General features: G+C 60.6%; 22 protein-coding genes and 1 riboswitch. Of the genes, 7 read left to right on the top strand and 15 right to left on the bottom strand.

The window, feature by feature from the left end; genetic code table 11:
• Nucleotides 1-36: 36 nt before the first annotated feature.
• Entirely contained in the window at nucleotides 37-579 is a 543-nt protein-coding gene (gene orn / locus ACZRMS_RS00575) for an oligoribonuclease (RefSeq protein ID WP_463993656.1), read from the bottom strand.
• 105 nt (nucleotides 580-684) lie between these two features.
• Here orn and rsgA point away from each other — a divergent pair, with 105 nt between their 5' ends.
• Entirely contained in the window at nucleotides 685-1,716 is a 1,032-nt protein-coding gene (gene rsgA / locus ACZRMS_RS00580; protein ID WP_463993657.1) for a small ribosomal subunit biogenesis GTPase RsgA, read from the top strand.
• A gap of 107 nt (nucleotides 1,717-1,823) precedes the next feature.
• Here the strand turns inward: rsgA and motB are convergent, their stop codons facing one another.
• Nucleotides 1,824-2,804, bottom strand: coding sequence for a flagellar motor protein MotB (motB, locus tag ACZRMS_RS00585; RefSeq protein WP_463993658.1), 981 nt, complete (start codon nucleotides 2,802-2,804; stop codon nucleotides 1,824-1,826).
• A gap of 3 nt (nucleotides 2,805-2,807) precedes the next feature.
• Entirely contained in the window at nucleotides 2,808-3,659 is an 852-nt protein-coding gene (motA, locus tag ACZRMS_RS00590) for a flagellar motor stator protein MotA (RefSeq protein WP_463993659.1), read from the bottom strand.
• Nucleotides 3,660-3,824: 165 nt separating this feature from the next.
• Between motA and ACZRMS_RS00595 the strand changes: the two genes are divergently transcribed.
• The 3 genes from ACZRMS_RS00595 to asd are packed head-to-tail and all read left to right on the top strand — an operon-like array spanning nucleotide 3,825 to nucleotide 7,105.
• Nucleotides 3,825-5,363, top strand: a complete 1,539-nt coding sequence (locus ACZRMS_RS00595) for an HDOD domain-containing protein (RefSeq protein WP_463993660.1) — start codon at nucleotides 3,825-3,827, stop codon at nucleotides 5,361-5,363.
• Nucleotides 5,364-5,401: 38 nt separating this feature from the next.
• Nucleotides 5,402-6,229: a rhodanese-like domain-containing protein gene (locus ACZRMS_RS00600; protein ID WP_463993661.1), complete on the top strand. Its 828-nt coding sequence runs from the start codon at nucleotides 5,402-5,404 to the stop codon at nucleotides 6,227-6,229.
• A 9-nt stretch (nucleotides 6,230-6,238) separates the two neighbouring features.
• The gene (gene asd / locus ACZRMS_RS00605; RefSeq protein WP_463993662.1) at nucleotides 6,239-7,105 is read left to right on the top strand and encodes an archaetidylserine decarboxylase; all 867 of its coding nucleotides are present in this window, start codon (nucleotides 6,239-6,241) and stop codon (nucleotides 7,103-7,105) included.
• A 109-nt stretch (nucleotides 7,106-7,214) separates the two neighbouring features.
• On the opposite strand, the gene serB is transcribed toward asd, so the two are convergent.
• Complete coding sequence (gene serB, locus ACZRMS_RS00610) at nucleotides 7,215-8,426, bottom strand: phosphoserine phosphatase SerB (RefSeq protein ID WP_463993663.1); 1,212 nt, start codon at nucleotides 8,424-8,426, stop codon at nucleotides 7,215-7,217.
• A gap of 132 nt (nucleotides 8,427-8,558) precedes the next feature.
• On the opposite strand from serB, the gene ACZRMS_RS00615 reads away from it, so the two are divergent.
• Nucleotides 8,559-10,106 carry an AhpA/YtjB family protein gene (locus ACZRMS_RS00615; protein WP_463993664.1) on the top strand — a complete coding sequence of 516 codons (1,548 nt, stop codon included), beginning with the start codon at nucleotides 8,559-8,561 and terminating at the stop codon, nucleotides 10,104-10,106.
• Between the two features lie 186 nt (nucleotides 10,107-10,292).
• Here the strand turns inward: ACZRMS_RS00615 and ACZRMS_RS00620 are convergent, their stop codons facing one another.
• From ACZRMS_RS00620 to ACZRMS_RS00660, 9 genes are all read right to left on the bottom strand, one after another.
• The gene (locus tag ACZRMS_RS00620) at nucleotides 10,293-10,997 is read right to left on the bottom strand and encodes a PqiC family protein (protein WP_463993665.1); all 705 of its coding nucleotides are present in this window, start codon (nucleotides 10,995-10,997) and stop codon (nucleotides 10,293-10,295) included.
• Between the two features lie 178 nt (nucleotides 10,998-11,175).
• Entirely contained in the window at nucleotides 11,176-13,440 is a 2,265-nt protein-coding gene (gene parC / locus ACZRMS_RS00625; RefSeq protein WP_463993666.1) for a DNA topoisomerase IV subunit A, read from the bottom strand.
• An 11-nt stretch (nucleotides 13,441-13,451) separates the two neighbouring features.
• A complete protein-coding gene (locus ACZRMS_RS00630; protein ID WP_463993667.1) occupies nucleotides 13,452-13,973 on the bottom strand; it encodes a retropepsin-like aspartic protease family protein in 522 nt (173 codons plus the stop codon).
• Nucleotides 13,970-14,950 (bottom strand): esterase-like activity of phytase family protein, encoded by a 981-nt coding sequence (locus ACZRMS_RS00635; protein WP_463993668.1) that lies wholly within the window; start codon nucleotides 14,948-14,950, stop codon nucleotides 13,970-13,972. Before ACZRMS_RS00635 ends, ACZRMS_RS00630 begins: the two co-directional genes overlap by 4 nt.
• Nucleotides 14,950-16,854 carry a DNA topoisomerase IV subunit B gene (gene parE, locus ACZRMS_RS00640; protein ID WP_463993669.1) on the bottom strand — a complete coding sequence of 635 codons (1,905 nt, stop codon included), beginning with the start codon at nucleotides 16,852-16,854 and terminating at the stop codon, nucleotides 14,950-14,952. Before parE ends, ACZRMS_RS00635 begins: the two co-directional genes overlap by 1 nt.
• Nucleotides 16,855-16,906: 52 nt before the next feature.
• Nucleotides 16,907-17,515 (bottom strand): YqiA/YcfP family alpha/beta fold hydrolase, encoded by a 609-nt coding sequence (locus tag ACZRMS_RS00645; RefSeq protein WP_463993670.1) that lies wholly within the window; start codon nucleotides 17,513-17,515, stop codon nucleotides 16,907-16,909.
• Nucleotides 17,516-17,610: 95 nt separating this feature from the next.
• On the bottom strand, nucleotides 17,611-18,426 hold the full coding sequence (cpdA, locus tag ACZRMS_RS00650; RefSeq protein WP_463993671.1) for a 3',5'-cyclic-AMP phosphodiesterase: 816 nt from the start codon (nucleotides 18,424-18,426) through the stop codon (nucleotides 17,611-17,613).
• An 82-nt stretch (nucleotides 18,427-18,508) separates the two neighbouring features.
• Nucleotides 18,509-18,961, bottom strand: a complete 453-nt coding sequence (locus ACZRMS_RS00655; RefSeq protein WP_463993672.1) for a DUF1249 domain-containing protein — start codon at nucleotides 18,959-18,961, stop codon at nucleotides 18,509-18,511.
• Entirely contained in the window at nucleotides 18,952-19,569 is a 618-nt protein-coding gene (locus ACZRMS_RS00660; protein WP_048360633.1) for an NUDIX domain-containing protein, read from the bottom strand. Before ACZRMS_RS00660 ends, ACZRMS_RS00655 begins: the two co-directional genes overlap by 10 nt.
• A 224-nt stretch (nucleotides 19,570-19,793) precedes the next feature.
• On the opposite strand from ACZRMS_RS00660, the gene ACZRMS_RS00665 reads away from it, so the two are divergent.
• Nucleotides 19,794-20,540, top strand: coding sequence for an RsiV family protein (locus tag ACZRMS_RS00665; RefSeq protein ID WP_463993673.1), 747 nt, complete (start codon nucleotides 19,794-19,796; stop codon nucleotides 20,538-20,540).
• 44 nt (nucleotides 20,541-20,584) lie between these two features.
• Here the strand turns inward: ACZRMS_RS00665 and cytX are convergent, their stop codons facing one another.
• Both cytX and thiC read right to left on the bottom strand, forming a co-directional pair.
• On the bottom strand, nucleotides 20,585-21,856 hold the full coding sequence (gene cytX, locus ACZRMS_RS00670) for a putative hydroxymethylpyrimidine transporter CytX (RefSeq protein ID WP_463993674.1): 1,272 nt from the start codon (nucleotides 21,854-21,856) through the stop codon (nucleotides 20,585-20,587).
• Between the two features lie 139 nt (nucleotides 21,857-21,995).
• Nucleotides 21,996-23,885, bottom strand: a complete 1,890-nt coding sequence (gene thiC, locus ACZRMS_RS00675; RefSeq protein ID WP_463993675.1) for a phosphomethylpyrimidine synthase ThiC — start codon at nucleotides 23,883-23,885, stop codon at nucleotides 21,996-21,998.
• A gap of 154 nt (nucleotides 23,886-24,039) precedes the next feature.
• Nucleotides 24,040-24,145, bottom strand: a riboswitch (TPP riboswitch).
• 181 nt (nucleotides 24,146-24,326) lie between these two features.
• On the opposite strand from thiC, the gene ACZRMS_RS00680 reads away from it, so the two are divergent.
• Nucleotides 24,327-25,763: a TolC family outer membrane protein gene (locus tag ACZRMS_RS00680; RefSeq protein WP_463993676.1), complete on the top strand. Its 1,437-nt coding sequence runs from the start codon at nucleotides 24,327-24,329 to the stop codon at nucleotides 25,761-25,763.
• Nucleotides 25,764-25,797: the final 34 nt, after the last annotated feature.

Below are 25,797 nucleotides of genomic sequence, written 5' to 3' on the forward strand. Positions count from 1 at the left end.
CAAACAGCCCGCTCCCACGGGGGATTTGCAGACGGATCAGAACTTGATGAAGTGTTTGCGGTAGTGCTGCAACTCGGCAATCGACTCGCGAATGTCGTCCAGCGCCAGGTGAGTGCCTTTCTTCACCAGGCTGTCGCGCACTTCCGGGGCCCAGCGTGCTACCAGCTCCTTGAGCGTCGAAACGTCCAGGTTGCGGTAGTGGAAGTAGCTTTCGAGGGTTTTCATATGGGTGTACAGGAAACGTCGATCCTGGCAGATGCTGTTGCCGCAGATCGGCGACTTGCCCTTGGGCACCCACTGTTCAAGGAACGCAATGGTCTGCGCTTCGGCTTCGGCCATGGAGGTGGTGCTGTCCTTGACCCGCTGGGTCAGGCCGCTGCCGCCGTGGGTGCGGGTGTTCCATTCATCCATGCGGGCCAGCACTGCATCGCTATGGTGGATAGCAATGACCGGGCCTTCAGCCAGGGTGTTGAGGTTGCTGTCGGTGACGATGGTAGCCATTTCGATAATGACGTCGTTATCAGGATCCAGACCGGTCATTTCCAGGTCGATCCAGATCAGGTTCTGCGCGTTGTTCATAAAGGGCTCCTGAGCTTAGTCGCGCAGTTTAGCTTAGGCATACGGCCCACGTGCTAAACTCGCCAGCGTTTAACCCCCTTATCGTTTTATCAACACGGAACACCCATGGCCAAACGCCAGCTCAATCGTCGTCAGAATTGGCGCATCGAAAAGATCCAGGGCGAGCGCGCTGCCCGCGCCGCAAAACGTGAATCCAGTGCCGTTGAAGCACTTGAAGGCGGCGATTTAGGCCCCGAGCAACTCGGTCTGGTGATCGCGCACTTTGGTGTGCAGGTCGAAGTCGAAGCCCAGGAAGGCGAGCTTAAAGGTCAGATGTTCCGCTGCCACTTGCGCGCAAACCTGCCCGCACTGGTGACCGGCGACACGGTCGTATGGCGCGCCGGCAACCAGGGTATCGGCGTTATCGTCGCCCAGTTGCCCCGTAAAACCGAATTGTGCCGCCCGGACAGCCGCGGTCAGCTCAAGCCGGTTGCCGCCAACGTCGACATGATCGTGATTGTGTTCGCGCCCATGCCCGAGCCTCACGCCAACCTGATCGACCGTTATCTGGTAGCCGCCGAGCACGCCGGGATTCGCCCGCTGCTGCTGCTCAACAAGGCTGACCTGATCGACGATCAAAACTCGCCGGCGCTGAACGCGTTGCTGGGGGTTTATCGCACGCTGGGCTACCCGGTGCTGGAAGTATCGGCCCATCACGGCGATGGCATGCAGCAGTTGCAAGCGCAACTGGACGGCCATATCAGCGTGTTTGTGGGGCAGTCGGGCGTGGGCAAGTCGTCCCTGGTCAACAGCTTGCTGCCAGAGGTCAACCTGCGGGTCGGGCCGCTGTCCGAGGTTTCGGGCCAGGGTACGCACACCACCACCACCGCGCGGTTGTTCCACTTCCCGGGCGGCGGCGAATTGATCGACTCTCCGGGTATCCGCGAGTTCGGCCTGGGCCACGTGAGCCGTGCCGATGTAGAAGCGGGCTTTATCGAGTTCAACGACTTGATCGGCACCTGCCGCTTCCGCGACTGCAAGCACGACCGCGAGCCGGGCTGTGCTTTGCTGATGGCCCTGGAAGATGGCCGCGTGCAGCAACAGCGCATGAACAGCTATCGCTCGATCATTGCCAGCTTGCCCGAGTCGAGCTACTAAGCCGTATAACCGCTCCTGTGGGAGCGGGCTTGCTCGCGATTGCATCGCCTCGGTGAATCAGATATTCCGAGTCGCTTGCATCGCGAGCAAGCCCGCTCCCACAGTTATTACGGTGCCTTGTCGTCAAACAGATTCAGCTTCTGGCGCTCTTCATGCATCGGCATCGGCTGTTTGTCGGCAGGAAGCTTGATCGGATCGACGGGTTCTTTGGGCAGTTGCTCTACCTTGACCGGCTCCACACCCTGCTCGCCTTCGATCGCTTGCTGGGCCTTTTTGGTCAGTACCACGATGTCGATGCGACGGTTGACCGGGTTATAGGGGCTGGTCTTGTCGAACAACACCGATGAGGCATACCCCACCACCCGCGCCACCTGATTTTCCGGATAACTGCCCGCCACCAGCGCACGCCGCGCCGCGTTGGCTCGGTTTGCCGACAACTCCCAGTTGCCATAGTCGCCACCTCCCGCATAGGGCATGGCATCCGTGTGGCCGCTGATGCTGACTTTATTCGGCACGGCTTTGATGGTGTCCGCCATGGCCAGCAAAATATCTTCGAAGTAAGGCTTGAGCCGCGCACTGCCAACATCAAACATCGGGCGATTTTCGGCGTCCATGATCTGGATCCGAAGCCCGTCCGGGGTGATCTCAAACAACAGCTGGTCTTTGAATTTGCGCAATTGCGGGTTTTCTTCAACCTTGTTCTGCAACTCCTGAAGCAGCAATTCGAGGCGTTCTTTCTCGACTTGCTCGGCCATGCTTTCAACCTGATCCGCATCGACCTTGGGTTTGTCCGGCTGAGGCTGCAGCTTTTCTTCGGGGTTGAGGGTGTTGTCCGGCGCCAACGCGGGCGTGCCTCCCAGGTCGATGATGTAGGGCGTGCCGCTTTCGGTAAAACCGATCGGGTCTTTGAAATAACCGCCAATGGCGATTTTTTGCTCTGGCGTGGCGGCCGTCATCAGCCACATCACCAGGAAGAACGCCATCATCGCCGTGGCGAAGTCAGCAAAGGCAATTTTCCAGGCACCACCGTGGTGGCCTGCGGCGTAGCGCTTGACGCGCTTGATGATTATCGGCTGGTTGTTTTCCATAAATCAGCGACCGCGAACCACTTGTTCCAGCTCGGAAAAACTGGGCCGATGCTTGGGGTACAAGACTTTACGCCCAAACTCGACCGCCAGCGACGGCGGCATCCCCGAAGCCGAGGCCACCAACGAGGCCTTGATTGACTCGTACACATTGATCTCTTCCTTGGCATCGTGGGCCAGGGAAGTCGCCAACGGGCCGAAGAAACCATAGGCCGCCAAAATACCGAAGAAGGTGCCCACCAATGCGGCGCCAACGTGCATGCCGATTGCAGCCTGATCGCCTTCGCCCAGCGAGGCCATGGTCACCACAATACCCAGTACCGCCGCCACAATACCGAAGCCGGGCATGCCGTCGGCAATACCGGTAACGGCGTGGGAGGGATGTTCCAGCTCTTCCTTGAGGCTGAGCAGTTCCATGTCGAACAGCCCTTCAAGCTCGTGGGGCGCCATGTTGCCCGACGACATGATGCGCAGGTAATCGCAGATAAACGCCGTCATGCGCTCATCTTTAAGGACGGTCGGGTACTTGGCGAAGATCGGACTCGCGGCCGCATCTTCAATATCGCCTTCGATGGCCATCATGCCTTCGCGGCGACTTTTATTGAGAATCTCGTAAATCAGGCCCAGCACTTCCAGGTAGAACGCGTGGGAGAACCGCGAGCCGAACATGCCGAGTGATTTTTTGATCACGTGCATGGTCATGTAACCGGGGTTGGCTTGCAGGAACGCGCCAAAGGCCGCACCGCCGATGATCAAAACCTCGAACGGCTGAATCAGCGCCCCGATCTTGCCGTGGGAAAGCACGTACCCGCCGAGCACGCTCGCGAACACGACGATGATGCCGATAATTTTAGCCATAGATATAAAGGTACTTATTGAGTCGGGTTCAGGGTCAATTCCAGCGTAGCTAAAACTCTTCTTCTCCTTATCGGCGAATCTGCGCCAGACTATAGCCGGTAAAGCCGAAAAGCCATTCGACCCATTCCGGGTGTGTACACAATCGATGATGACCGCGTTCCCATCATGACCAACGAAGCCTGCGCACCGACATCAACGCCCACCACCCTGGATGCCTGGGTCAAACTCCTGGATGCTGTGGATCTGCCGATCCCGCAACAGAACCACGCGCGGGTAAGCAAAACGATCGGCGACAGTCGCCGCTCATTGCGCGAGATTGCCGAGGTCATGCAGGACAGCCCGGCGCTGGCGCTGCGGCTGATTCGCGAAGCCAACCAGCAAGTCCAGAGCAGCCTGAGCGAGCCTGCCGAAAGCCTTGAGCTGGCCATCAACCGCCTGGGCCTGGCGCGCACGCAAGGGTTGCTCGAACGCGTGCCCGCCCTGGCGATGGACGACATCCCGCTGGCTTACCGGCAAATCCAGCTCATCAGCCAGCACGCGGCACAACAAGCCATTGGCCTGTTCGGTAACCGTCTGGCGCGGCTCTGGCAAGAAATTTACTGGAGCAGCCTGCTGTTCCTTTCGCCCCTCTGGGCCCTGGCCCTCACCCACCCGCAACTGCTTGAAGCGTGGGAGCGCCGCGTTGTGGTACAGGGCGAGTGCGCCAACAAGGTCGAGCTGGCGCTGTTCGGTGTGCCGCTGTTCGATATCTGTCGCACCCTGGCCGAACTGTGGCATCTGCCTGCGTGGGTGATGCAAGGTTACACGGTGATCACTGACGAACGCCGCACCCTGGTCAAGGTGTTGCACATCGCCCGCGACACCCATCATCCGCTGCGCCAGCAACAGCTGCTGGACGCCGACCCGGCACTGCGCCGCTGGCTCAATCAACCGGCCAACAGCGTGTTGCTGGCCAACGGCCTGGCGCTGTCGGCCCAGCAGGCCTGGGACACACCCCACAACCTGCGTTGGCAGTACATCACCAGCCTGTACCTGCAATTGCCGCTGGATGAAGTGCAGCAGCAGGTGCACCAGCAGGCCGTGAGCAGCGGGCGCTACCATTCGATGCCTGACCTCTGGCACCCCGCCGAGTCGCTGATCTGGCCGTGGGACATGCGCCGCACCCACAGCAGCTCGCTGGTTGCCCCGCCGCCCTCGGCACAGGCGCTGGCACTGTGGCGCAAACACTGCGGGCAACTGCTGGCGCAACCCAGCGCATTCACCAACCCCATGCACCTGACCACCTGCGCCCGCGAAGCATTGCTGGCGTGCGGCATGCGCCGGGTGATGCTGCTGATGGCCGATAAAACCTCGACCATCCTGAGCGTCAACCAGCTTGCCGGGCTGGGCAAAACCGCCTTCGACCTGAACGTCAACGTCGCCGAAAGCACCGCGTTGCAACGCCTGATGACGCAACCGGCACAAGTGCGACTGACCCCCGAAAACAACACCGTCATATCCGCAGTTTTGCCCCACAGCCTGCGCAGCCTGTTCCCTGGTGAGCATCTGCTGCTACGCTCGCTGAGCAACAATGGCCGCGTGGTCATGCTGATATTGGCGGACCAGGGCGGCGGGCCATTTTCGGAAACCAGCGTGCAGGCATTCGGCAAAACTGCACAGTGCATCGAGAAAGCCCTCAATAGCTTTAGTACTCGCGGGCGCTAATCGCTACAATTCCCCCCTTTTTGCTCTGGAGGCTTCACATGCCTGGCTTCTCTGGCTTGCCGTTAGTGATTGAACCCAGCGACCTGTTCGCCCGGCTCAACGCCCCCGAACTGATCCTGGTCGACTTGACCAGTGTTGCGCGCTACGAAGCCGGGCATATTCCGGGCGCACGTTTCGTCGACCCGAAACGCACGCAACTGGGCCTGCCGCCGGCACCCGGGCTGCTGCCGTCCCAGGCTTCGCTCCAGGAGCTGTTCGGTGAGTTGGGGCACAACCCCAACGCAGTCTACGTGGTGTATGACGACGAAGGCGGCGGCTGGGCCGGGCGCTTTATCTGGCTGCTGGATGTGATCGGGCACAAGGCCTGCCACTATCTGGACGGCGGTATTCACGCCTGGATTGGTGAAGGCTATGCCCTGAGCCAGGAAGTCCCCCCTGCGGCCGGTGGCCCGGTCGCGCTGACCTTGCACGACGAACCCACTGCCACCCGCGAGTACCTGCAAAGCCGTTTGGGCGCTGCCGATCTGGCGATCTGGGATGCGCGCAGCGAGGCCGAGTACACCGGCGAAAAAGTGCTGGCGGCCAAGGGCGGACATATCCCCGGCGCGAAGAATTTCGAATGGACCGCCGGCATGGATAAAACCCGCAGCCTGCGCATCCGCACCGACATGGCCCAGATCCTCGAGGATCTGGGCATCACACCAGACAAAGAAGTGATTACCCACTGCCAGACCCACCATCGTTCTGGCTTTACTTATCTCGTTGCCAAAGCGCTCGGTTATCCGCGCGTCAAAGGCTACGCCGGCTCTTGGGGCGAATGGGGCAACCACCCCGATACGCCTGTCGAGCTGCCTGTAAAAAATTAAGGACCTTGAATGAAAAAGCGTTTGTTCCTCCTCAGTCAGTACCTGCTGCCGCATCACCTGCTGTCACGTCTGGCCGGCTGCATTGCCGAGTGCCGCGTGCGCTGGTTCAAGAATGCGTTCACCACCTGGTTCGCCAAGCGTTATCAAGTGGACATGTCCCAGGCACTGGTTGAAGACGTTACCGCCTACGAGCACTTCAACGCCTTCTTCACCCGCGCACTGAAAGACGGCGCGCGCCCTCTGGATCAAACCCCGGGCGCAGTGTTGAGCCCTGCCGATGGTGCAGTCAGCCAGCTGGGCCCGATTGAGCACGGCCGCGTGTTCCAGGCCAAAGGCCACAGCTACAGCGTGCTGGAGCTGGTGGGTGGCGATCCGGCCGTGGCAGCGCAGTTCATGGGCGGCGAATTCGCCACCATCTACCTGTCACCCAAGGATTATCACCGTGTGCACATGCCACTGGCCGGTACCCTGCGCGAGATGATCTACGTGCCGGGCCGCCTGTTCTCGGTCAACCAGACCACCGCCGAAAACGTGCCGGAGCTGTTTGCCCGCAACGAGCGTGCCGTGTGCATTTTTGATACCGAGCGCGGCCCGATGGCGGTGGTATTGGTAGGCGCCATGATTGTGGCGTCGATTGAAACCGTGTTTGCCGGCCTGGTGACGCCGCCGAAGCGCGAGCTGAAAACCTTCCGCTACGACGAAGCCGCACGTGCGCCGATCCATCTGGAAAAAGGTGCCGAGCTGGGTCGTTTCAAACTGGGCTCTACAGCCATCGTGCTGTTCGGTGCAGATCAGGTGAAGTGGGCTGAAGGCCTGACGGCGGGAACGCCGGTGATGATGGGTCAAAGCATGGGTGCACCGGCTCACGCCGAATAAAACATAAACCTTAACCTGTGGGAGCGGGCTTGCTCTCGATGCTGTCAACTCGGTACATCTGAATCACCGAGGTGATGCCATCGCGAGCGAGCCCGCTCCCACAGTTTATTTACAGGGCCTTGCGGTCGCGCTGACCCAGCAGGTACAACACGCCATCCAGCCCCAGGGTCGAAATGGCATGTCTGGCCGACTGTTTAACCAGCGGCTTGGCACGGAACGCCACACCCAGCCCGGCAATTGCCAGCATCGGCAAGTCGTTGGCACCATCACCGACCGCAATGGTCTGCTCCAGGCTCAAACCTTCCTTCTGTGCCAGCTCACGCAGCAAGTCCGCCTTGCGCTGTGCGTCGACAATCGGCTCAACCGCAACCCCGGTCACCTTGCCGTCCACCACTTCCAGCTCGTTGGCGAATACATAGTCGATGCCCAGTTTGGCTTGCACCTGCTTGGCAAAGTACGTGAAGCCGCCCGACAGGATGGCGGTCTTGTAGCCCAGGCGCTTGAGTTCAGCAAACAGCACTTCGGCGCCTTCGGTCAGTCGCAGCGAAGTACCGATGGCATCCAGCACACCCACATCCAGACCTTTGAGCAGCGCCATGCGCTCCTTGAAACTGGCCTTGAAGTCCAGCTCGCCGGCCATGGCGCGCTCGGTGATTGCAGCCACCTGATCACCCACACCCGCAGCCTTGGCCAGTTCGTCGATCACTTCGGCCTCGATCAGGGTCGAGTCCATGTCGAACACCGCCAGACGGCGATTGCGACGGAACAGGGTGTCTTCCTGAAGCGCGATATCCACGCCCAGCTCTTGCGCCAGGTTGAAGAAGTCGGCACGCAGCGCCTCAATATCAGCAGGCTCGCCGCACACACGCAGCTCGATGCAGCTTTTGCTCAACTGAGTCGGGGCGTCCAGCGGCACACGGCCGGACAGACGATCTGTCTGCTCGATGTTCAACCCGTGCTGGCTGATGACCGAAGTCACGCGCTGCAGTTCGTGGGCTGTCACCTGACGGCTCATCAGTGTCACCACATGACGCGTCTGGCTCTGCTCATTCACCCAGTTCTGATAGCGGTCTTCGCTGATCGGATCGAAACGCAGTTGCAGACCTTCCTGGGCGATCAGTGGCTGCAAGTCCTTGAGAACGGCCGAAACCTGTTCCGCTTGCGGAATTTCCACCAGAAAACCCAACGACAAAACGCCATGGATGGCGGCCTGACCGATGTCGAGAATATTCACACCATTGCTGGCCAGTACGCCGGTAATGGCCGCAGTGAGACCCGGACGGTCTTCACCGGTGATGTTTATCAGGACGATTTCGCGCAAGGCACACCCCCATTCGCTAAAAAAACCGCATTCTACCCACTTTCAGTGACCATCGGGCATCGTCAAGGCTTTGCCGCCCCTAGGCTGCTCGCTATACTGCGCACCAACTTAACGGACTAAGAGCCGCGCTCAGTGAACCGGCCATCGCCTGTAAAAACCGATAACTTCTTCCTGCTGATCTTCCGGGCCCTGCGCGATCGCCGCGTTCCGCTTGCTCTGCGCATTGCCAGCCATAACGTGATCCTGGTCGCCTTGGCGCTGGTCATTTATGCCGTGGTGATGGGTCTGCAATTCAAGCAGGCCATGCACGAACAGGCCGATGCCCTGGGTCAGAGCCTGACCACGCAAACCGCCACTTCGGCGACCGAGCTGCTGGTGTCCAACGACATCCTCAGCCTCAACGTGCTGCTCAACAACCTGACCAAAAATCCGCTGGTGGCCCATGCCGCCATCTATAGCGTCGATAACCGCATCCTCGCCGAAGCCGGGCAACGCCCCAAGAACGGCCTGCTGGGCGAAACCCAAGGCGTGTATCAAACCAAGATCACCTTTCAGGACGTGACGGCCGGGCATCTGCGCATCAGCCTGGACATGAACCAGTTTGAACAGCCAATGACCATCAGTCTGCAAAGCATGGGCATTTTGAGCGCCATTTTGCTGGCTCTGGCTTTGGCCTTGAGCTTGCGTCTGGGCCGCCACATCACCACGCCCCTGCTGCAACTGCGCGTCTGGCTGCGTGAACCGGACCCTTACACCCCGGCGATCAATCGCCAGGATGAAATCGGTGATCTGGCGCGCCAGCTTCACACCCGCCTGGCCCCACCGGCGCCAGAGCCGGAACCCGAGCCAGAACCTGAAGAAGACTACGACGACAGCGACTACGAAGAAGCCGAAGACAACGAGCCGACCTTCGAAGTGCGCAACCTGAGTGACCCGACCTTCGATGAAACCCCGGCGGCGCCTGCCCCCAAAGCTGCGCCTCGGCAGTTGATCAGCACCGAAGAAGACGAGAACGACGACGATCCGTTCGCCGACCTGCGCGACACCAACACTGCGAGCGCTGCTCCGGTCGCGCTGGCCAAGCCAAAACCGGTCGCGCCTGCTGCGCCACAACCCAGCGCCGTACTGGCGGTGCAACTGGGTGCACAAGAACAGCTGCGGCGCTTGCCCCGCGCTCGCCTTATGGAACTGCTCGAACGCTATCGCGATTGCCTGAACCAGGCCGCATCGCTGTACCAGAGCGAGCTGCACACACTCAACGATGGCAGCACACTGATGCTGTTCCACAGCGAAGACAGCGGCGACGACTACCTGACTAACGCCATTTGCTGCGGCGAGTTGCTCCGAGCCCTGGGCCACGCCTTGCAGATCGAAGTCGCAGACAGCGGCATCACCCTGCAATTGCAGCTGGGCCTGGTGCTGGGCGAAGGTCTGAACGGCATGAGCCAGATTGATTTGCTGCTGACCGAAACCGCACAGGACGCCCTGGCCCTGTCGCAACACAGCCGCAACCTGCTGCTGGTGGAGCGCAAGATCAGCGACGACCCGCTGATCCGTCAGCGCGCCCGTATCCGCCCGATTGCCAGCCCCGAAGGCGCCTGCTGTGTCGAGCGCCTGATGGAGCCCTACCCGTCCATGCTTGAGCGCCAGCTGGCGCGGATGCATGAGAATCAGGGGTAACGGAACGTTGCCTCTGTGGGGGTGAGCCTGCTCACGAGGTTGTTAACGATACCCCGCGCTTACTGGACAAACGCGGTGCTCGTGAGATCTTCGCGAGCAGGCTAGCTCCCGCAGTTGAGGTCTCACGTATTGATCTGCCAAAAAAATCCCGCACATGTGCGGGATTTTTTGTTTCTGGCATCCGGTCTAGAAGCGAAACACTTCCATGTCCGTGCGGATCGGTGAAGCCATCGGGATCTTCGGCTTGTCCGCGTCCTGCCTGGTCTCGGCCTTGGTCGACGGTTTGCGCGGCTCAACCACCGGCGGCTGGTTGGCCAATGGCTTGAGGGCCACCGCCAATTGCTCGCTCAGCTGTTGCAGCAACTTGCCTTGAGCCTTGACCTGATCCGCAGTGCTGCCCCCATGGGGTTGTTCGAGGTGAACAATGCGGTTGTCACGCACTTGACCGCGACGATCAATCAGGCGCCATTGCGCGTCCAGCACCGCGGGCTGGTTCTTGCCGGAGTCCAGACGAGTGATCGATAGCAGCACCTGCACATCCGGGCTGAAACCCGCAGTGGCCGGTGCCAGGACAACCCGCTGGCTGTCCAGTCGCCACGCCAGTTGGCGTACCAGCAATTGATTGATGTCTGACGACAGGCTGCCCGCCCATCGGCCATCGGTGGCGGCGCTCAGGCTGCCATCCGCCTGACGTTGCAGCAGGGTTTCTCGTTGCAGGTAATCGGCCACGCTGATCGGGCCAAGCTCCACGGCCATGCCGGCGCTTTGCGCAGGCTGGCCGGGGGTGCCGCTGTCCAGTTGGTACAAGGCCGCCGGCTGGTGCGTAGTGCACCCCGCCAGACCCAGCACACCGGTCAGCAACGCAATTAAAGGAAGGCGTAGAACGTTCATCATTCCATCCAGGTGGCTACCATTGGGCGAGCCGCAGTGTGATTCTCGAAAGGCTTGCAGGCACTTCGCCATAAGCGGTGCAGCAAACGCGGCATATCATCCGCGAATATTGGACCTGACTCCAGCGCTGTCGCGTCGATCTACGCGGTAAAACGCAGATCGGGCACGCTAAACGACATTAATTGGGTGTTTCTACCAACAAGGCATCCACTCGCTGGAAGCCTCGCGGCAGTTTGTTGCCCCGGCGTCCACGCTCACCTTTGTAATGCTCCAGGTCGTCTGCCTTGAGCGACAAGGTGCGCTTGCCTGCCTGCAACACCAGCGTGGCGTTGTCAGGCAGAACCGCCAGGCTGGTCACGTACTCTTCACGGCTGGCCACTCGATCTCCGGGAATACCGATGATCTTGTTGCCCTTGCCTTTACCCAGTTGCGGCAGGTCGCTGACCTTGAAAATCAGCAGGCGACCTTCAGTGGTCACGGCTGCCAGCCAGTTATGCTCGCGATCGCTCACTGGCCGCGGCTGCATCACTTGCGCGCCTTTAGGCAGGCTGAGCAATGCTTTACCCGCCTTGTTCTTGGCCTGCAGGTCTTCACCCTTGACCACAAAACCGTAACCGGCGTCGGAAGCGATCACGTACAGCGCATCGTCTTCGGGCAACAACACGCACTCGAAGGTCGCGCCCGGCGGCGGGGTCAGGCGACCGGTCAACGGCTCGCCCTGGCCACGGGCCGACGGCAAGGTGTGCGCGGCCACCGAGTAGCTGCGCCCCGTAGAGTCGATAAATACCGCAAACTGGTTGGAACGCCCGGCAGCAGCAGTTTTATAACCGTCCCCCGCTTTATAGGACAAACCGGTCGCGTCCAGGTCGTGACCTTTACCGCAACGTACCCAGCCTTTTTCAGACAAAACAACCGTTACCGGCTCAGTAGGTACCAGCTCGTTTTCCGACAGGGCCTTGGCTTCAGTACGGGACACTATCGGCGAACGACGGTCGTCACCGTAGGTTTCGGCATCGGCCAGCAACTCGGTACGCACCAGTTTTTTCAGCTTGGTCTCGCTGCCCAGCAAGGTTTGCAGCTTGGCTTGCTCTTTACGCAGCGCATCCTGCTCGGTACGCAGCTTCATCTCTTCAAGGCGGGCCAATTGACGCAGGCGTGTGTCGAGGATGTAGTCAGCCTGGATTTCGCTCAGGGCAAAGCGCGCAATCAGCTCGGCCTTGGGGTGTTCCTCGGTACGGATGATGTGAATCACTTCATCGAGGTTCAGGTACGCGGTGAGCAAACCGTCCAGCAGGTGCAGGCGACGCTCGACTTTATCGAGGCGGAACTGCAAGCGGCGACGCACGACATTGACCCGGAACTCAAGCCACTCCACCAGCAGGGCGCGCAGGTTTTTCAGCTGTGGCTTGCCGTCCAGACCGATGATGTTGATGTTGACCCGGAAGGTGGACTCAAGCTCGGTCACGGCAAACAGGTGCTGCATCAGCTCATCGAGATCGACCTTGTTGTTGCGCGGGATGATCACAATGCGGCACGGGTTTTCGTGATCCGATTCGTCGCGCAGGTCAGTGACCATCGCCAGCTTGGTCGGCTTGGCCTGCATCAAGGCGGCGATCTGCTCCAGCACCTTGGCGCCCGACACCTGGTGCGGCAACGCAGTGACCACGATATCGCCGTCTTCGATGTGATACACGGCGCGCATGCGCACCGAGCCACGACCGGTCTGGTAGATCTTCAGCAGGTCAGCACGCGGGGTAATGATTTCAGCTTCGGTCGGGTAGTCCGGGCCCTGGATGTGCTCGCACAGCTGTTCAACCGTTGCCTTGGGCTCGTCGAGCAGACGTACGCACGCACTGGCGACTTCACGCAGGTTGTGCGGCGGTACGTCAGTGGCCATGCCCACGGCGATGCCGGTAGTGCCATTGAGCAGGATGTTCGGCAAACGTGCGGGCAATACCGCCGGTTCGTCGAGGGTGCCGTCAAAATTCGGCACCCAGTCCGCCGTGCCCTGGCCCAGCTCGCTGAGCAGCACTTCGGAGTAACGCGACAGGCGCGCCTCGGTGTAACGCATGGCGGCGAACGACTTGGGATCGTCCGGTGCCCCCCAGTTGCCCTGGCCGTCGACCAGGGTGTAACGATAGCTGAACGGCTGCGCCATCAGCACCATCGCTTCATAGCACGCCGAATCGCCGTGGGGGTGGAACTTGCCGAGTACATCACCGACGGTACGCGCCGATTTCTTGTGCTTGGAATCAGCGTCCAGCCCCAACTCGCTCATGGCGTAAATAATGCGCCGCTGTACAGGCTTGAGGCCGTCGCCGATATGCGGCAAGGCCCGATCCATGATTACGTACATGGAGTAGTTGAGGTAGGCCTGTTCGGTGAAGTCGGCCAGTGACCGGCGTTCTACGCCGTCCAGGCTGAGATCAAGGGAGTCGCTCATGCGGACCTCATTCAGTTCGTTGTCTGGCGCAGCAGCATGGTGCCGCCGCGCTGGGTAAATTCAAGTTTGTTCAAAGCGCTCATGCCCAGCAGCACTTGCTCGCCTTCAAGCCCGGGAGCGGCCACGGCACGCACGTCGCGCAGCACAATGGCGCCCAGTTGCAGGCGGTCGATCCGGGTGCGATAGCCCAAGGCCCGCCCATTGGCAGTGTTCAGGGTTACAGCCTCGCCCTTGGGCAGCGCCAGTTGCCTGGCCAGGTCCATCGGCACCGCCACATCGGTGGCGCCGGTATCGAGTAAAAATTCCACTGGCACGTTGTTGATCCGGCCACTGGCGACGAAGTGACCCTGCACGTTACCGAGCAGTTTGACTTCGATGTAACCCTCGCCCTGTTGCGAGGTGATTTCGCTGTTGGGGTTTGCCTGACGCTCTTCCCAACGTCCAAAAAACTGGGCGGCCAGGTACAGACCTGCGCACCAGGCCACGATCATGAACACGCGGCCCACACCTTTGCCCGGCGCTGCCTGGCTCATGACCTGGCGCTCCAGCCACCTTGCGGGGCAGTAAAGCGCCAGACGACGGGGCGTTTCTCGCCATCGGCGCGCGCATGACTGCCATTATCGACACCGATCCACGCCCCTTTTGCGTCCAGGCTCAACGCCTCGGCATTGCCATAGCCGGTGTTGTAGCGCCGCGCATCGGTCAAGGCATCGCTGGCAAATGACCAGCAGCGCTCGACTTCACCGGTGCCCGGCGTACGACGGCAAATACGATAGGCCATGCGCTCAAGGGTAAACAGCTTGCCCTCGAACAGGGTCAGGTCGGCGAAGTCCTTTTGCTGTGCCTTGACCTTGAGCTGGGGCGGCGGTTGCTCAAGCCCGCCTTCACTCATCAGCACGCAACCGCTTTCGCAGTCCCACACACTCTGTTTTTTGCGGATGGTCAGCAAGCCGCGACGCTCACGCTCTGCTGCCAGCCAGATCTGGTTGCCCTGCGGGTTGACGGCGATGCCTTCAAACAACGCATTAAAGTGCAGCAACATGCCGCTGGCACGTGCCTGACGTACCAGTGCCGGATCGATTTTCAGCCACACCGGCGCACCCATATGTGGAATTTGCAGCACCGCCGCATGGGCCTCGCTGACCACATAGCGGTTGCCCGCGTCATCGCAGGTGATGCCTTCGAAATCCAGATCACCGCCACGCAACGGGCTGATGGCCTTACCCATCATGCGCAGGCCCCACGGCAAGCCGCTTTCAGGCGCTGGAGGTACATCGATGCTCAGAGCCTCGGCCTGCCACTGGGCAGAGCGCTGATCCAGGCGGTAAATCTGATCGTCATCACGATCGGATACCGCCCACATCTCGCCCTGACACAGCGCCAACCCGGACAGGTTGCCGCCGCGCATGCCTTCCACGGGGTGCTCTGACTGCAACGCAAGTTCTGGCCATGTACTGGCCATTACCGGTGTCGCACCCAGCCACAGCAACCCCATCAAGGCACTGCGCATCAGGTCAGCACCTGCGCCAGGTTGCCTTTGGATTCAAGCCATGACTTGCGGTCGCCGGCGCGTTTTTTGGCCAGCAGCATGTCCATCATTTCCGAGGTGGCGGCGTAGTCTTCAAGTGTCAGCTGCACCAGACGACGGGTGTTTGGGTCCATCGTGGTTTCACGCAACTGTGGCGGGTTCATCTCACCCAGCCCCTTGAATCGTGTGACCTGCGGCTTGCCGCGTTTTTTCTCGGCTACCAGCCGGTCCAGGATGCCGTCCCGCTCGGCTTCGTCCAGGGCGTAGAAAATCTCTTTGCCCAGGTCGATCCGGTACAGCGGCGGCATGGCCACGTACACATGACCGGCATCCACCAGCGGGCGGAAGTGCTGCACGAACAAGGCGCACAGCAAGGTGGCGATGTGCAAGCCGTCGGAGTCGGCGTCGGCGAGGATGCAGATCTTGCCGTAGCGCAGCTGACTGATATCGGCTGCGCCCGGATCGACACCGATGGCCACGGCGATGTTATGCACTTCCTGACTGGCCAGCACTTCGCTGCCGTCGACTTCCCAGGTGTTGAGGATCTTGCCGCGCAACGGCAGGATCGCCTGGAACTCCTTGTCCCGCGCCTGCTTGGCCGAGCCGCCGGCGGAGTCACCTTCCACCAGGAACAGTTCGGAGCGCATCGGGTCCTGCCCGGCACAGTCGGCCAGTTTGCCCGGCAAGGCCGGGCCCTGGGTGATGCGCTTGCGTTCAACCTTTTTGCTGGCCTTGAGGCGGCGCCCGGCGTTGTTGATCGCCAGTTCAGCCAGTTGCATACCCAGCTCGGGGTTGGCATTGAGCCACAGGCTGAAGGAGTCCTTGATCACACCCGAGACGAACGCGGCCGCTTCACGGGAAGACAGACGTTCTTTGGTCTGGCCCGAGAACTGCGGCTCCTGCATTTTCATCGACAGCACGAAGGCAATGCGTTCCCACACGTCTTCAGGCGCCAGCTTCACACCGCGCGGCAGGAGGCTGCGGAATTCGCAGAACTCGCGCATCGCATCGAGCAGGCCCTGACGCAGACCGTTGACGTGGGTACCGCCCTGGGCCGTGGGGATCAGGTTGACGTAGCTTTCCTGAACACTGTCGCCGCCCTCGGGCAGCCACAGCAAGGCCCAGTCGATGGCCTCCTTGTTGCCGGCCAGGCTGCCGCAGAAGGGCTCGTCGGGCAGGCGTTCAAACTCGCTGACCGCATCGACCAGGTACGAACGCAGGCCGTCTTCGTAATGCCACTCGACTTTCTCGCCGGTGCTTTTGTCTTCAAAGCTGACCAGCAGCCCCGGGCACAGTACGGCCTTGGCCTTGAGTACGTGCTTGAGGCGGCTGACCGAGAATTTTGGCGAATCGAAGTACTTGGGGTCCGGTGCGAAATACACGCTGGTGCCGGTGTTGCGCTTGCCGACCGTACCGATGATTTCCAGATCGGTGGCTTTATAGCCATCGGCGAAGGTCATCTGGTACTCATTGCCGTCGCGCTTGACCTTGACCCTTACCAGCGTCGAGAGCGCGTTGACCACCGAAATACCCACGCCGTGAAGGCCGCCGGAGAACTGGTAGTTCTTGTTCGAGAACTTGCCGCCCGCGTGGAGCTTGGTGAGGATCAGCTCGACACCCGGCACGCCCTCTTCAGGGTGAATGTCCACCGGCATGCCGCGCCCGTCATCACTGACTTCCAGCGAGTGATCGGCGTGCAGAATCACTTGCACCGATTTGGCGTGACCGGCCAGGGCTTCGTCGACGCTGTTGTCGATGACTTCCTGGGCCAGGTGGTTGGGCCGGCTGGTGTCGGTGTACATGCCGGGGCGTTTGCGCACCGGGTCGAGGCCCGAGAGGACTTCGATGGCGTCGGCGTTATAAGAGCTAGCGCTGGGAGTGGCCATAGGGTCTCGTCGTTAGTCGTAAATGAAAAATAAGGGCCATCCGACGGGCGCCTTAAAGGGCCGCAAAGTCGATGGTTTGAAACTGTTCGGCGCCAATCCCGGCAAAATCCAGCAGAGCAGGCAGTTGCTGGGCGAAACCTTGGTAACTGTGATCACCGCCCGCCTGAACACGCAAAGTACAGGCTGCGTAGTACTTTTCAGCGTAGCGGTAGTCCAGGGTTTCATCCCCTGTTTGCAACCACACTTGATAACGCTGCGGGTCTTGGGGCGCTGGCACTTCAAGCTCGGCCAGGGCGTGAACATGATCGTGGGTCAGCTCCCAGGTCAGGCCGCTGTAGTGGTTGGTTTGCGTGCCCAGATAACCGTCGAACATCCGGTGCGGGCTGACGGCCGGGTTGACCAGCAAGGCCTTGAGGCCGTGTTGCTCGGCCAACCAGGTCGCATAGTAGCCGCCGAGCGAGCTGCCGACCAGCAATGGGCCGTCCAGCTCACTGATTGCGGCCTGCAACTGGGCAATGGCCTCACGTGGATGATGGTGCAAGGCCGGCACCCGCAGCTGATCGCCAAGGCCCATGCGCTGCATCACCGACGTCAACTGTGTGGCCTTCTTGGACTCGGGGGCACTGTTGAACCCGTGGATATACAAGATGGAACCCGACATGCGATGACCCCCGAAGACACATTAAGCTGAACACAGCACCAATAAAGACGCGCAGTTTAGCCTGACTCAAGGGCAATGACTCGCTTCAAGATATTTCAGTAATTGTTGGCACTGTAATCCGGCTCGAACGTGAAATCAGCCAGGCGCGACACACCGGTTTGTAACGTGCCATCAGGCTGCAGGCGCAACCAGCGATACCCTGGCGCTTCGCTGCTGACCTGGAAGTCCTGGCTGCCGACAGCGAACTGGATGCAGGTAGAAGGCGATGCCAGCAGCCTGACGCCATTGCGCTGCTGATCGAACGCCTGATGAACATGCCCCCAGAGCACCGCCCGGGCCTGTGGATAACGGTCCAGCACCGCCCAGAACTCCTTGGCGTTGCGCAAGCCAATCGGCTCCAGCCACTGGCAACCCACCGACACCGGATGATGATGCAGGCACACCAGATGATGGCGATCGGGGGCTTCGCTCAAGGATTGCGCCAGCAGTTGCAGCTGGTCGTCTTCCAGATAGCCGGGGGTGGAATGGGGCACCGCCGAGTTGAGCAGCGTGATGCGCCAGTTGCCTATATCGACCACCGGCTCCAGCAGACGGCTCTGGACCGCGGCTTCGCGCATGTTCAGCACTTCATCGTGATTGCCGGGGATCCACCGGGCAGGCGCAGACAGCTGGCTGCTCAGGGCGCGAAAGCGCTGATAGGCCTCGACGCTACCGTCCTGGGTCAAATCCCCGGTGGCCAGCAACAGGTCGATCTGCGGTTGCTCGGAGCGCACCCGATCAATCACTTGCTGCAGGCTTTGCGCGGTATTGAGCCCCAGCAGCGAGCCATCTGCGCCAGCAAACAAATGGCTGTCAGACAGCTGCACCAGCAGCACCGGGTCTTCGGTGGTCAGCGTGGATACATTCGGCAAGGCGGCGCTCCCGAGGAGGGTCAGTGAATGGCGCGATTATGCCACCGGGTACGGCTGTTGTGGGAGCGGGCCTGCCCGGGTTTCAGCGCACTTCTGCGTATTCGTGCCCGCAGGCCAGGCAATGGCTGAGCCATTCGCCCAAAAACACATTGAGCTGGGCTTTTTCGTCGGGCTGATGCATGGCGGTGTTGGGGTACGGGTAAATGCTGCGAAAACGCCGGGCATGCTCGGCAGCGACCACCTCGGCCATGCGCGCATCGTGATACACCTGCACCTGTAACTCAGGCACCGGCAACCACGGCAGGCTGTGCTCCTGACGTATGCGCAGAGTGCTGGTGTACGGGCAGTCGAGGATCACCTCAAGGGTCAGCACGCCCAGCATTTGGTCACCCTGGGTCACAGCAATACGGCGCGGGCCGGGTTGCTTGCGCATCTCGGGCAACAAGCGCATCAGGCGTGCATAGTTGGCCTCGCAGGCAGCCTGCAATCCGATCAGATCGACTCGATAACGATCGCGCACCCCGTTTACGACCATAACCCCCTCACTTCAGCGCGATTAAGCGCCAGCCATTGCAGGGCGATGATGCTCGCTGCATTGGAAATACGCCCATCGCGTACTGCTTGCAGCGCATCTTCATACGCCCAGACCGTTACACGGATATCTTCTGCCTCTTCATCCAGGCCGTGCAAGCCACCCACACCCACAGTACTGCAACGCCCCAGATACAAGTGAACAAACTCGGTGCTGCCGCCCGGCGACGGGAAATAACGGGTGATCGGCCACAGTGACGAGAACGTCAGCCCGGCCTCTTCTTCACCTTCACGGTGGGCGACTTCTTCAGGTACTTCGGCCTTGTCGATCAGCCCGGCCACCAGCTCGATCAACCACGGCGTTTCGGTCTTGCCCAGTGCACCTACCCGAAACTGCTCAATCAATACCACTTCATCGCGTTGCGGGTCATAGGGCAGCACGCAGACCGCGTCATGACGCACAAACACTTCGCGACTGATCTCACGGCTCATGCCACCGGCAAAGAGTTCATGGCGCAGGTGCACGCGGTCCAGTTTGTAAAAACCCTGATAACCGTTCTCACGCTTTACGATCTCGACGGCGCTAGGCGTGGCCTTGGTGATGTCAGTCATTGCAAACCCCTTGCTGGCGAATTTCACCGGGGGCTGGCCCACGGCATCGGGCATCCTAACGCGCCTGCCACTCCGGTTGCAGCCTCTTTTCTGACACGGGGATAGACGGATCGCCTTCAAAACAACTCTAATTGGTCCTACGTAAGCTTAGTGGCGAACCGATGCCTGTGCTGGCAGTCGAACCGCCACGATTCTCCACTTTCTGTCGATAATGAAGGACGACCATGTCGCTTTTAAAGTTTGCCTCCATGACTTGTATCGCCCTGACCCTGGGCGCTTGCCAAAGCATGTTTCAACCCTCGGCACCCAAGCCGCTGGCATTTACCAACGACGCCTCCGAGCAGGTCAAGGCAGGTTGCACCGGCCTGGAGTGCCCCCTGGTGAATATCGACACCCTGCACTTTGCCGACGAGCCCAAGCTCGACGCGCTGATTGAACATCGCCTGCTGAAAATGACCGTCAACTCCCCCGAGGAGGTAATGGCACCATCGCTCAACGCGTACCGCGAGCAGTTCCTGCGCACCGCTGACAGCCGTAACAGCACGTACTTGCAGGCCAAGGTACGCGAGCAGCATGACGATCTGGTGATCGTCGAACTGTCCAGCTTTCTGGACACCGGCGGCGCGCACGGCATGCCGGGGCGTGGCTTTATCAACTACTCACGCAAGGAACACAAAGAAGTGACCTTGCAGGACATGCTGTTGCCAGGCCAGGAGCAAGCCTTCTGGGGCGCCGCCAAAGTGGCCCACAACAACTGGTTGATCAGCAGCCACTATGGCAGCGACCCGGAGTTCGTAAAAAACTGGCCGTTCGAGAAAACCCCGAACGTCGCGCTGCTCAAGGACAACGTGGTGCTCAAATATGACGTGTACAGCATTGCACCGTACTCCGAAGGTCATGTTGAGCTCAAAATCCCTTACTCACGCCTGAAAGGGATTTTGAAGCCTGAGTGGATTCCGGGTCGCGGGTAATCACCCCATCTCCTGTGGGAGCGGGCCTGCTCGCTCCCACAAGATCATGCAACAGGTTTTGAGCGCCCCAACACCCACTGCAACACCCCCGCCAGCAACAACGCCGGCAAGGTAGCCCCCACATCCGGGTAAAAGCTGGCCAGCAGGTGATACGTCACCACCCCGCCCAGCCAGGCCAGCAACGCCGGCCGGCGCAACCGGGCAGGCGTTGCCTGGGCACTGCGTTTGCGCAGGATGAAGTGGTCCACCAGCACCACGCCGAACAGCGGCGCGAACACTGAGCCAATCAGCAACAGAAAGTTCTGGTACTGCGCCAGCGGTGCGAAGCAGGCAATCAGGGTGCAGATCACGCCAATGGCCAAGGCCAGATGTTCGACCTTCAAGTGCAGCAGGACCCCGCCAGATACTGCCGCCGAGTGGATATCGGCGAAGGCATTTTCGGACTCGTCCAGCAAGATCAGCAACAGCGGTATCCCCAGCCCCGCACCCGCCAGCGCCAGAAGCAGCGCGTTAACTTCACCGCTCGGCGCGAACGCCAGGGTGTAGGCCACGCCCAGGCTCATCAGCCAGAAGTTGCCAATAAAGAAGCCCAACGCCGTACCGCCAAACACGCTCTTTGCACGTTTGCCGAAACGCGAATAGTCGGCAATCAGTGGCAGCCACGACAGCGGCATGGCGATAGCAATGTCAAAGCCCACGGCAAACGGCAGTGATCCATCACCTTTTTGTGCCCACAGCGCGGGCAGGTCAGCCTTGGCGAACAGGTTCCAGGTCAGCCAGATACACGCGGCCAACAGCAACCAGATGCCCCACTTGCGCAGCACCTTGCGCACGAAGGTCAACGGCCCGCTGACCGCGAGCAAAGTGGCCAGAGCACCGAAGAACAGCGTCCACAGCATGGGGCTGGTCAACAGGCTGCCTTCGCTGAACGCGCGGGCGCCGAGCAGGCTGGCGGCATCGCGCATCACGATAATTTCGAACGAGCCCCAGCCAATCAGCTGCAACACGTTGAGCATGGCCGGGAGCATTGCCCCCCGGCTACCGAGGCTGAGCTTGAGCGCGGCCATCGATGACATGCCGGTGTCGCTGCCGATCACGCCGACCGAAGCCAGCAGCGACACGCCCACCAGCGTGCCAAGAAAGATTGCCAGCAACGCGCCTGTCAGCCCCAGCCCCGGCGCAAGCAATGCGCCGGTCTGCAACACCATCAGGCCAATGCCGAGGGAGAACCACAGGGAAAACAGATCACGACCGCCGAACGCACGTCGGTTCAGAGGGACAGCAAGGTTGGGGGAGTAAGTGCCGGGTGTGTTCAAGGAATGAATCCCACGAAGATAAAGTTGCCCAACCCCCTGTGGGATCGGGCTTGCTCGCGATGCCGACGACGCGGTTCTTCAGTGAAACCGTCTTGGCCCAATCGCGAGCAAGCCCGCTCCCACAAGGGAACTGCTTACATCACACTTTTTTGTACAGCTGGCTGCCTTCCTGCTTGAAGCGCTCGGCCTGTTCGGCCAGGCCTTTGGCAACCTCAACGTCGACCGCTTCTATGCGCTGGTTGGCGGCGTAGATCCGCACTTCCTGGGTGATCTTCATCGAGCAGAATTTCGGCCCGCACATGGAGCAGAAATGCGCGACCTTGGCCGAGTCCTTGGGCAAGGTTTCGTCGTGGTACGAGCGGGCGGTATCCGGGTCCAGGCCAAGGTTGAACTGGTCTTCCCAACGGAACTCGAACCGCGCCTTGCTCAACGCGTTATCGCGGATTTGCGCCCCCGGATGCCCCTTGGCCAGGTCGGCGGCGTGGGCCGCGATTTTGTAGGTGATGATCCCGGTCTTGACGTCATCCTTGTTCGGCAACCCCAGGTGTTCCTTGGGTGTCACGTAGCAGAGCATCGCGCAACCGAACCAGCCGATCATCGCCGCACCGATGCCCGAAGTGATGTGGTCATAACCCGGCGCAATGTCGGTGGTCAGCGGGCCGAGGGTGTAGAACGGCGCCTCGTCGCAGCATTCCAGCTGCTTGTCCATGTTCTCTTTGATCAACTGCATCGGCACGTGGCCCGGGCCTTCGATCATGCATTGCACGTCGTGCTTCCACGCGATCTTGGTCAGCTCGCCAAGGGTTTCCAGCTCACCGAACTGAGCAGCATCGTTGGCGTCGGCAATCGAACCCGGACGCAAGCCGTCACCCAGCGAGAAGCTGACGTCGTAGGCCTTCATGATTTCGCAGATTTCGTCGAAGTGGGTGTAGAGGAAGTTCTCTTTGTGATGCGCCAGGCACCACTTGGCCATAATCGAGCCACCGCGGGACACTATCCCGGTCACGCGTTTCGCGGTCAGCGGCACGTAGCGCAACAACACACCGGCGTGGATGGTGAAGTAGTCAACGCCCTGCTCGGCCTGCTCGATCAGCGTGTCGCGGAACAACTCCCAGGTCAGGTCTTCGGCCGCACCGTTGACCTTTTCCAGGGCCTGATAAATCGGCACGGTACCGATCGGTACTGGCGAGTTGCGGATGATCCACTCACGGGTTTCGTGGATATGCTTGCCGGTGGACAGGTCCATGACCGTGTCCGACCCCCAGCGAATGCCCCAGGTCAGCTTGGCCACTTCTTCTTCAATCGAAGAGCCCAGCGCACTGTTGCCGATGTTGCCGTTGATCTTCACCAGGAAGTTGCGGCCGATGATCATCGGCTCCAGCTCCACGTGGTTGATGTTGGCCGGGATGATGGCGCGACCGCGGGCGACTTCTTCCCGTACGAATTCGGCGGTGATTTCTTTCGGGATGCTGGCACCGAAGCTGTGGCCCGGGTGTTGCTGGTCCAGCAGGCCGGCTGCACGGGCTTCCTGCAGCTTCATGTTCTCGCGGATGGCAACGTATTCCATCTCGGCGGTGATGATGCCCTGACGCGCATAGTGCATCTGGGTCACGTTGGCCCCGGCCTTGGCCCGACGCGGATTCTTCACGTGGGCAAAACGCAGCTTGGTCAGCTCGGCGTCGTCCAGGCGCAGTTGCCCGAAGTTCGAGCTCAGGCCCGGCAAGCGCTCGGTGTCGCCACGGTCATCGATCCACGCCGAACGCACGTCGCCCAGGCCTTTGCGCACGTCAATCTGCACGGACGGGTCGGTATACGGGCCGGAGGTGTCGTAGATCAATACCGGGGCGTTCACTTCGCCGCCAAAATCAGTGGGTGTGACATCCAGGCTGACTTCACGCATCGGCACCAGAATGTCAGGGCGCGAACCCTGTACGTAGACTTTTTGCGAGCGGGTAAACGGCTTGACCGATTGCTCATCGACCTTGGCCGAATCACTGAGGTTGATCGCGTTTTTTGGTTTTGTACTCATCACGGCTCTCCAGACTGCATCCAGGCGGATTGTCGGAGGGAGAACCTGAAAAATGTACGGATGCACCCAAGGACTGGGTGCTGAGTGACGACCTCGAACGACTGATCATTTTTTGACCAATCGATCCCGGACGGCACTCAAGAGGACTCGCCGGGAGACGAGAAATCTTGTTCCCTACGCAGGCGTTAACCTGATCAGGTTCAACGGGATCCGAAATTATTCGATCTCAGCCTCATAGCAAGGCACCCCGACAAGAACGCGCCCAGTCTATTGAAGAGTGAGGCAGAACGCCAACCCCGTAATACGTAGCGTGATGAAAGGTGCCACAAGAGCATTGTTGCAAGGTGCCACCACTACTACACTCGCTACGTCTTGAAACCACGAGCGCCGCACCTGAGCCTCGGGCCTTTATTTTTCGCATTCTTGAACTAGGGATCGCTCATGCTGCGCAAACTCTCACTGGCTATCGCCGTGTCTTGGGCGACCAGCGCAATGGCTCTGGATACCCCTGCCCCGTTATCCAACCAGAATGGTCTGGTCAGCGTGTACAACGAAGCTGTCGACAATAACGCCGACCTGGCCGCGGCCCGCGCCGATTACGCGGCCCGCAAGGAAGTCGTGCCCCAGGCCCGCGCCGGTTTGCTGCCCAACCTGTCGGGGGGCGCCGAGTCGAGCAATGTGCGCACAGCCATTGACCAGCCCGCACTGACCACCACCCGCAGTGCAGTGGTTTACCAGGCAACCCTGGCCCAGCCGATTTTCCGCATTGATCGCTGGTTCCAGTTGAAAGCAGCCGAGTCGGTCAACGAGCAGGCAGCCCTGCAACTCTCGGCCACCGAGCAAAACCTGATCCTGCAATCCGCCAACTCGTATTTCTCGGTGCTGCGCGCCCAGGACACCCTGGCCGCGACCAAGGCTGAAGAAGCTGCGTTCAAGCGCCAGCTGGATCAGTCCCGCGAACGCTTTGACGTGGGCCTCTCGGACAAGACCGACGTACTGCAATCCCAGGCCAGCTACGACACGGCCCGCGCCAACCGGCTGCTGGCGCAGCGTCAGGTAGAGGACGCATTTGAAGCGCTGATCACCCTGACCAACCGCCAGTACAACTCGATTGAAGGCATGCGCCACACCTTGCCGATTCTGCCGCCGACGCCAAACGACGCCAAGGCCTGGGTCGACACTGCCGCGCAGCAGAACCTGAATTTGCTGGCCAGTAACTTCGCGGTGGACGCGGCTGAAGAAACCCTCAAGCAGCGCAAGGCCGGCCATGCCCCCACCCTGGATGCGGTGGCGCAGTACAAAACCGGCGATAACGATGCCTTCGGCCTGAGCAACCCCAACGCCCTGAACCAGCGCTATGGCGGTGACGTGTCGCAACGCAGCATCGGCATACAGCTCAACATCCCGATCTACAGCGGCGGGCTGACCAGTTCCCAAGTGCGCGAGTCGTACTCACGCCTGGACCAGACCGAACAACAGCGTGAGCAGTTACGCCGTCAGGTCGTGGAAAACACCCGCAACCTGCACCGCGCGGTCAACACCGATGTCGAGCAGGTGAAGGCACGCAAACAGTCGATCATCTCTAACCAGAGCGCTCTGGAAGCGACCGAAATCGGCTATCAGGTCGGCACGCGCAACATCGTCGACGTACTCGATGCCCAGCGCCAGCTGTACACCTCGGTGCGCGACTACAACAACAGCCGGTATGACTACATCCTCGACAACCTGCGGCTCAAGCAGGCAGCGGGCACTCTGAACCCGGGCGATCTGGAGGCGCTGTCGCGTTACCTCAAAGCCGACTACAACCCGGACAAAGACTTCCTCCCACCGGATCTGGCCCAGGCGGCTGCAGCCAATTTGCGCTCGCCGGGCAACTAAACGGCGCGGCTCGCAGCCTGAGTCGCCAGCAGGG

It is taken from the genome of Pseudomonas sp. B424, assembly GCF_055408345.1.

Bases quoted from the DNA above. Each gene is read 5' to 3' on its own strand.
- ACZRMS_RS00665 (WP_463993673.1), top strand. From the start codon at position 19,794: ATGTCGCTTTTAAAGTTTGCCTCCATGACTTGTATCGCCCTGACCCTG.
- ACZRMS_RS00645 (WP_463993670.1), bottom strand. From the start codon at position 17,515: ATGTCGGGTTCCATCTTGTATATCCACGGGTTCAACAGTGCCCCCGAG.
- parC (WP_463993666.1), bottom strand. From the start codon at position 13,440: ATGAGCGACTCCCTTGATCTCAGCCTGGACGGCGTAGAACGCCGGTCA.
- asd (WP_463993662.1), top strand. From the start codon at position 6,239: ATGAAAAAGCGTTTGTTCCTCCTCAGTCAGTACCTGCTGCCGCATCAC.
- rsgA (WP_463993657.1), top strand. From the start codon at position 685: ATGGCCAAACGCCAGCTCAATCGTCGTCAGAATTGGCGCATCGAAAAG.
- ACZRMS_RS00660 (WP_048360633.1), bottom strand. From the start codon at position 19,569: ATGACTGACATCACCAAGGCCACGCCTAGCGCCGTCGAGATCGTAAAG.
- ACZRMS_RS00655 (WP_463993672.1), bottom strand. From the start codon at position 18,961: ATGGTCGTAAACGGGGTGCGCGATCGTTATCGAGTCGATCTGATCGGA.
- ACZRMS_RS00595 (WP_463993660.1), top strand. From the start codon at position 3,825: ATGACCAACGAAGCCTGCGCACCGACATCAACGCCCACCACCCTGGAT.
- ACZRMS_RS00620 (WP_463993665.1), bottom strand. From the start codon at position 10,997: ATGAACGTTCTACGCCTTCCTTTAATTGCGTTGCTGACCGGTGTGCTG.
- motA (WP_463993659.1), bottom strand. From the start codon at position 3,659: ATGGCTAAAATTATCGGCATCATCGTCGTGTTCGCGAGCGTGCTCGGC.
- parE (WP_463993669.1), bottom strand. From the start codon at position 16,854: ATGGCCACTCCCAGCGCTAGCTCTTATAACGCCGACGCCATCGAAGTC.
- ACZRMS_RS00680 (WP_463993676.1), top strand. From the start codon at position 24,327: ATGCTGCGCAAACTCTCACTGGCTATCGCCGTGTCTTGGGCGACCAGC.
- ACZRMS_RS00630 (WP_463993667.1), bottom strand. From the start codon at position 13,973: ATGAGCCAGGCAGCGCCGGGCAAAGGTGTGGGCCGCGTGTTCATGATC.
- ACZRMS_RS00600 (WP_463993661.1), top strand. From the start codon at position 5,402: ATGCCTGGCTTCTCTGGCTTGCCGTTAGTGATTGAACCCAGCGACCTG.
- thiC (WP_463993675.1), bottom strand. From the start codon at position 23,885: ATGAGTACAAAACCAAAAAACGCGATCAACCTCAGTGATTCGGCCAAG.
- motB (WP_463993658.1), bottom strand. From the start codon at position 2,804: ATGGAAAACAACCAGCCGATAATCATCAAGCGCGTCAAGCGCTACGCC.
- orn (WP_463993656.1), bottom strand. From the start codon at position 579: ATGAACAACGCGCAGAACCTGATCTGGATCGACCTGGAAATGACCGGT.
- ACZRMS_RS00635 (WP_463993668.1), bottom strand. From the start codon at position 14,950: ATGCGCAGTGCCTTGATGGGGTTGCTGTGGCTGGGTGCGACACCGGTA.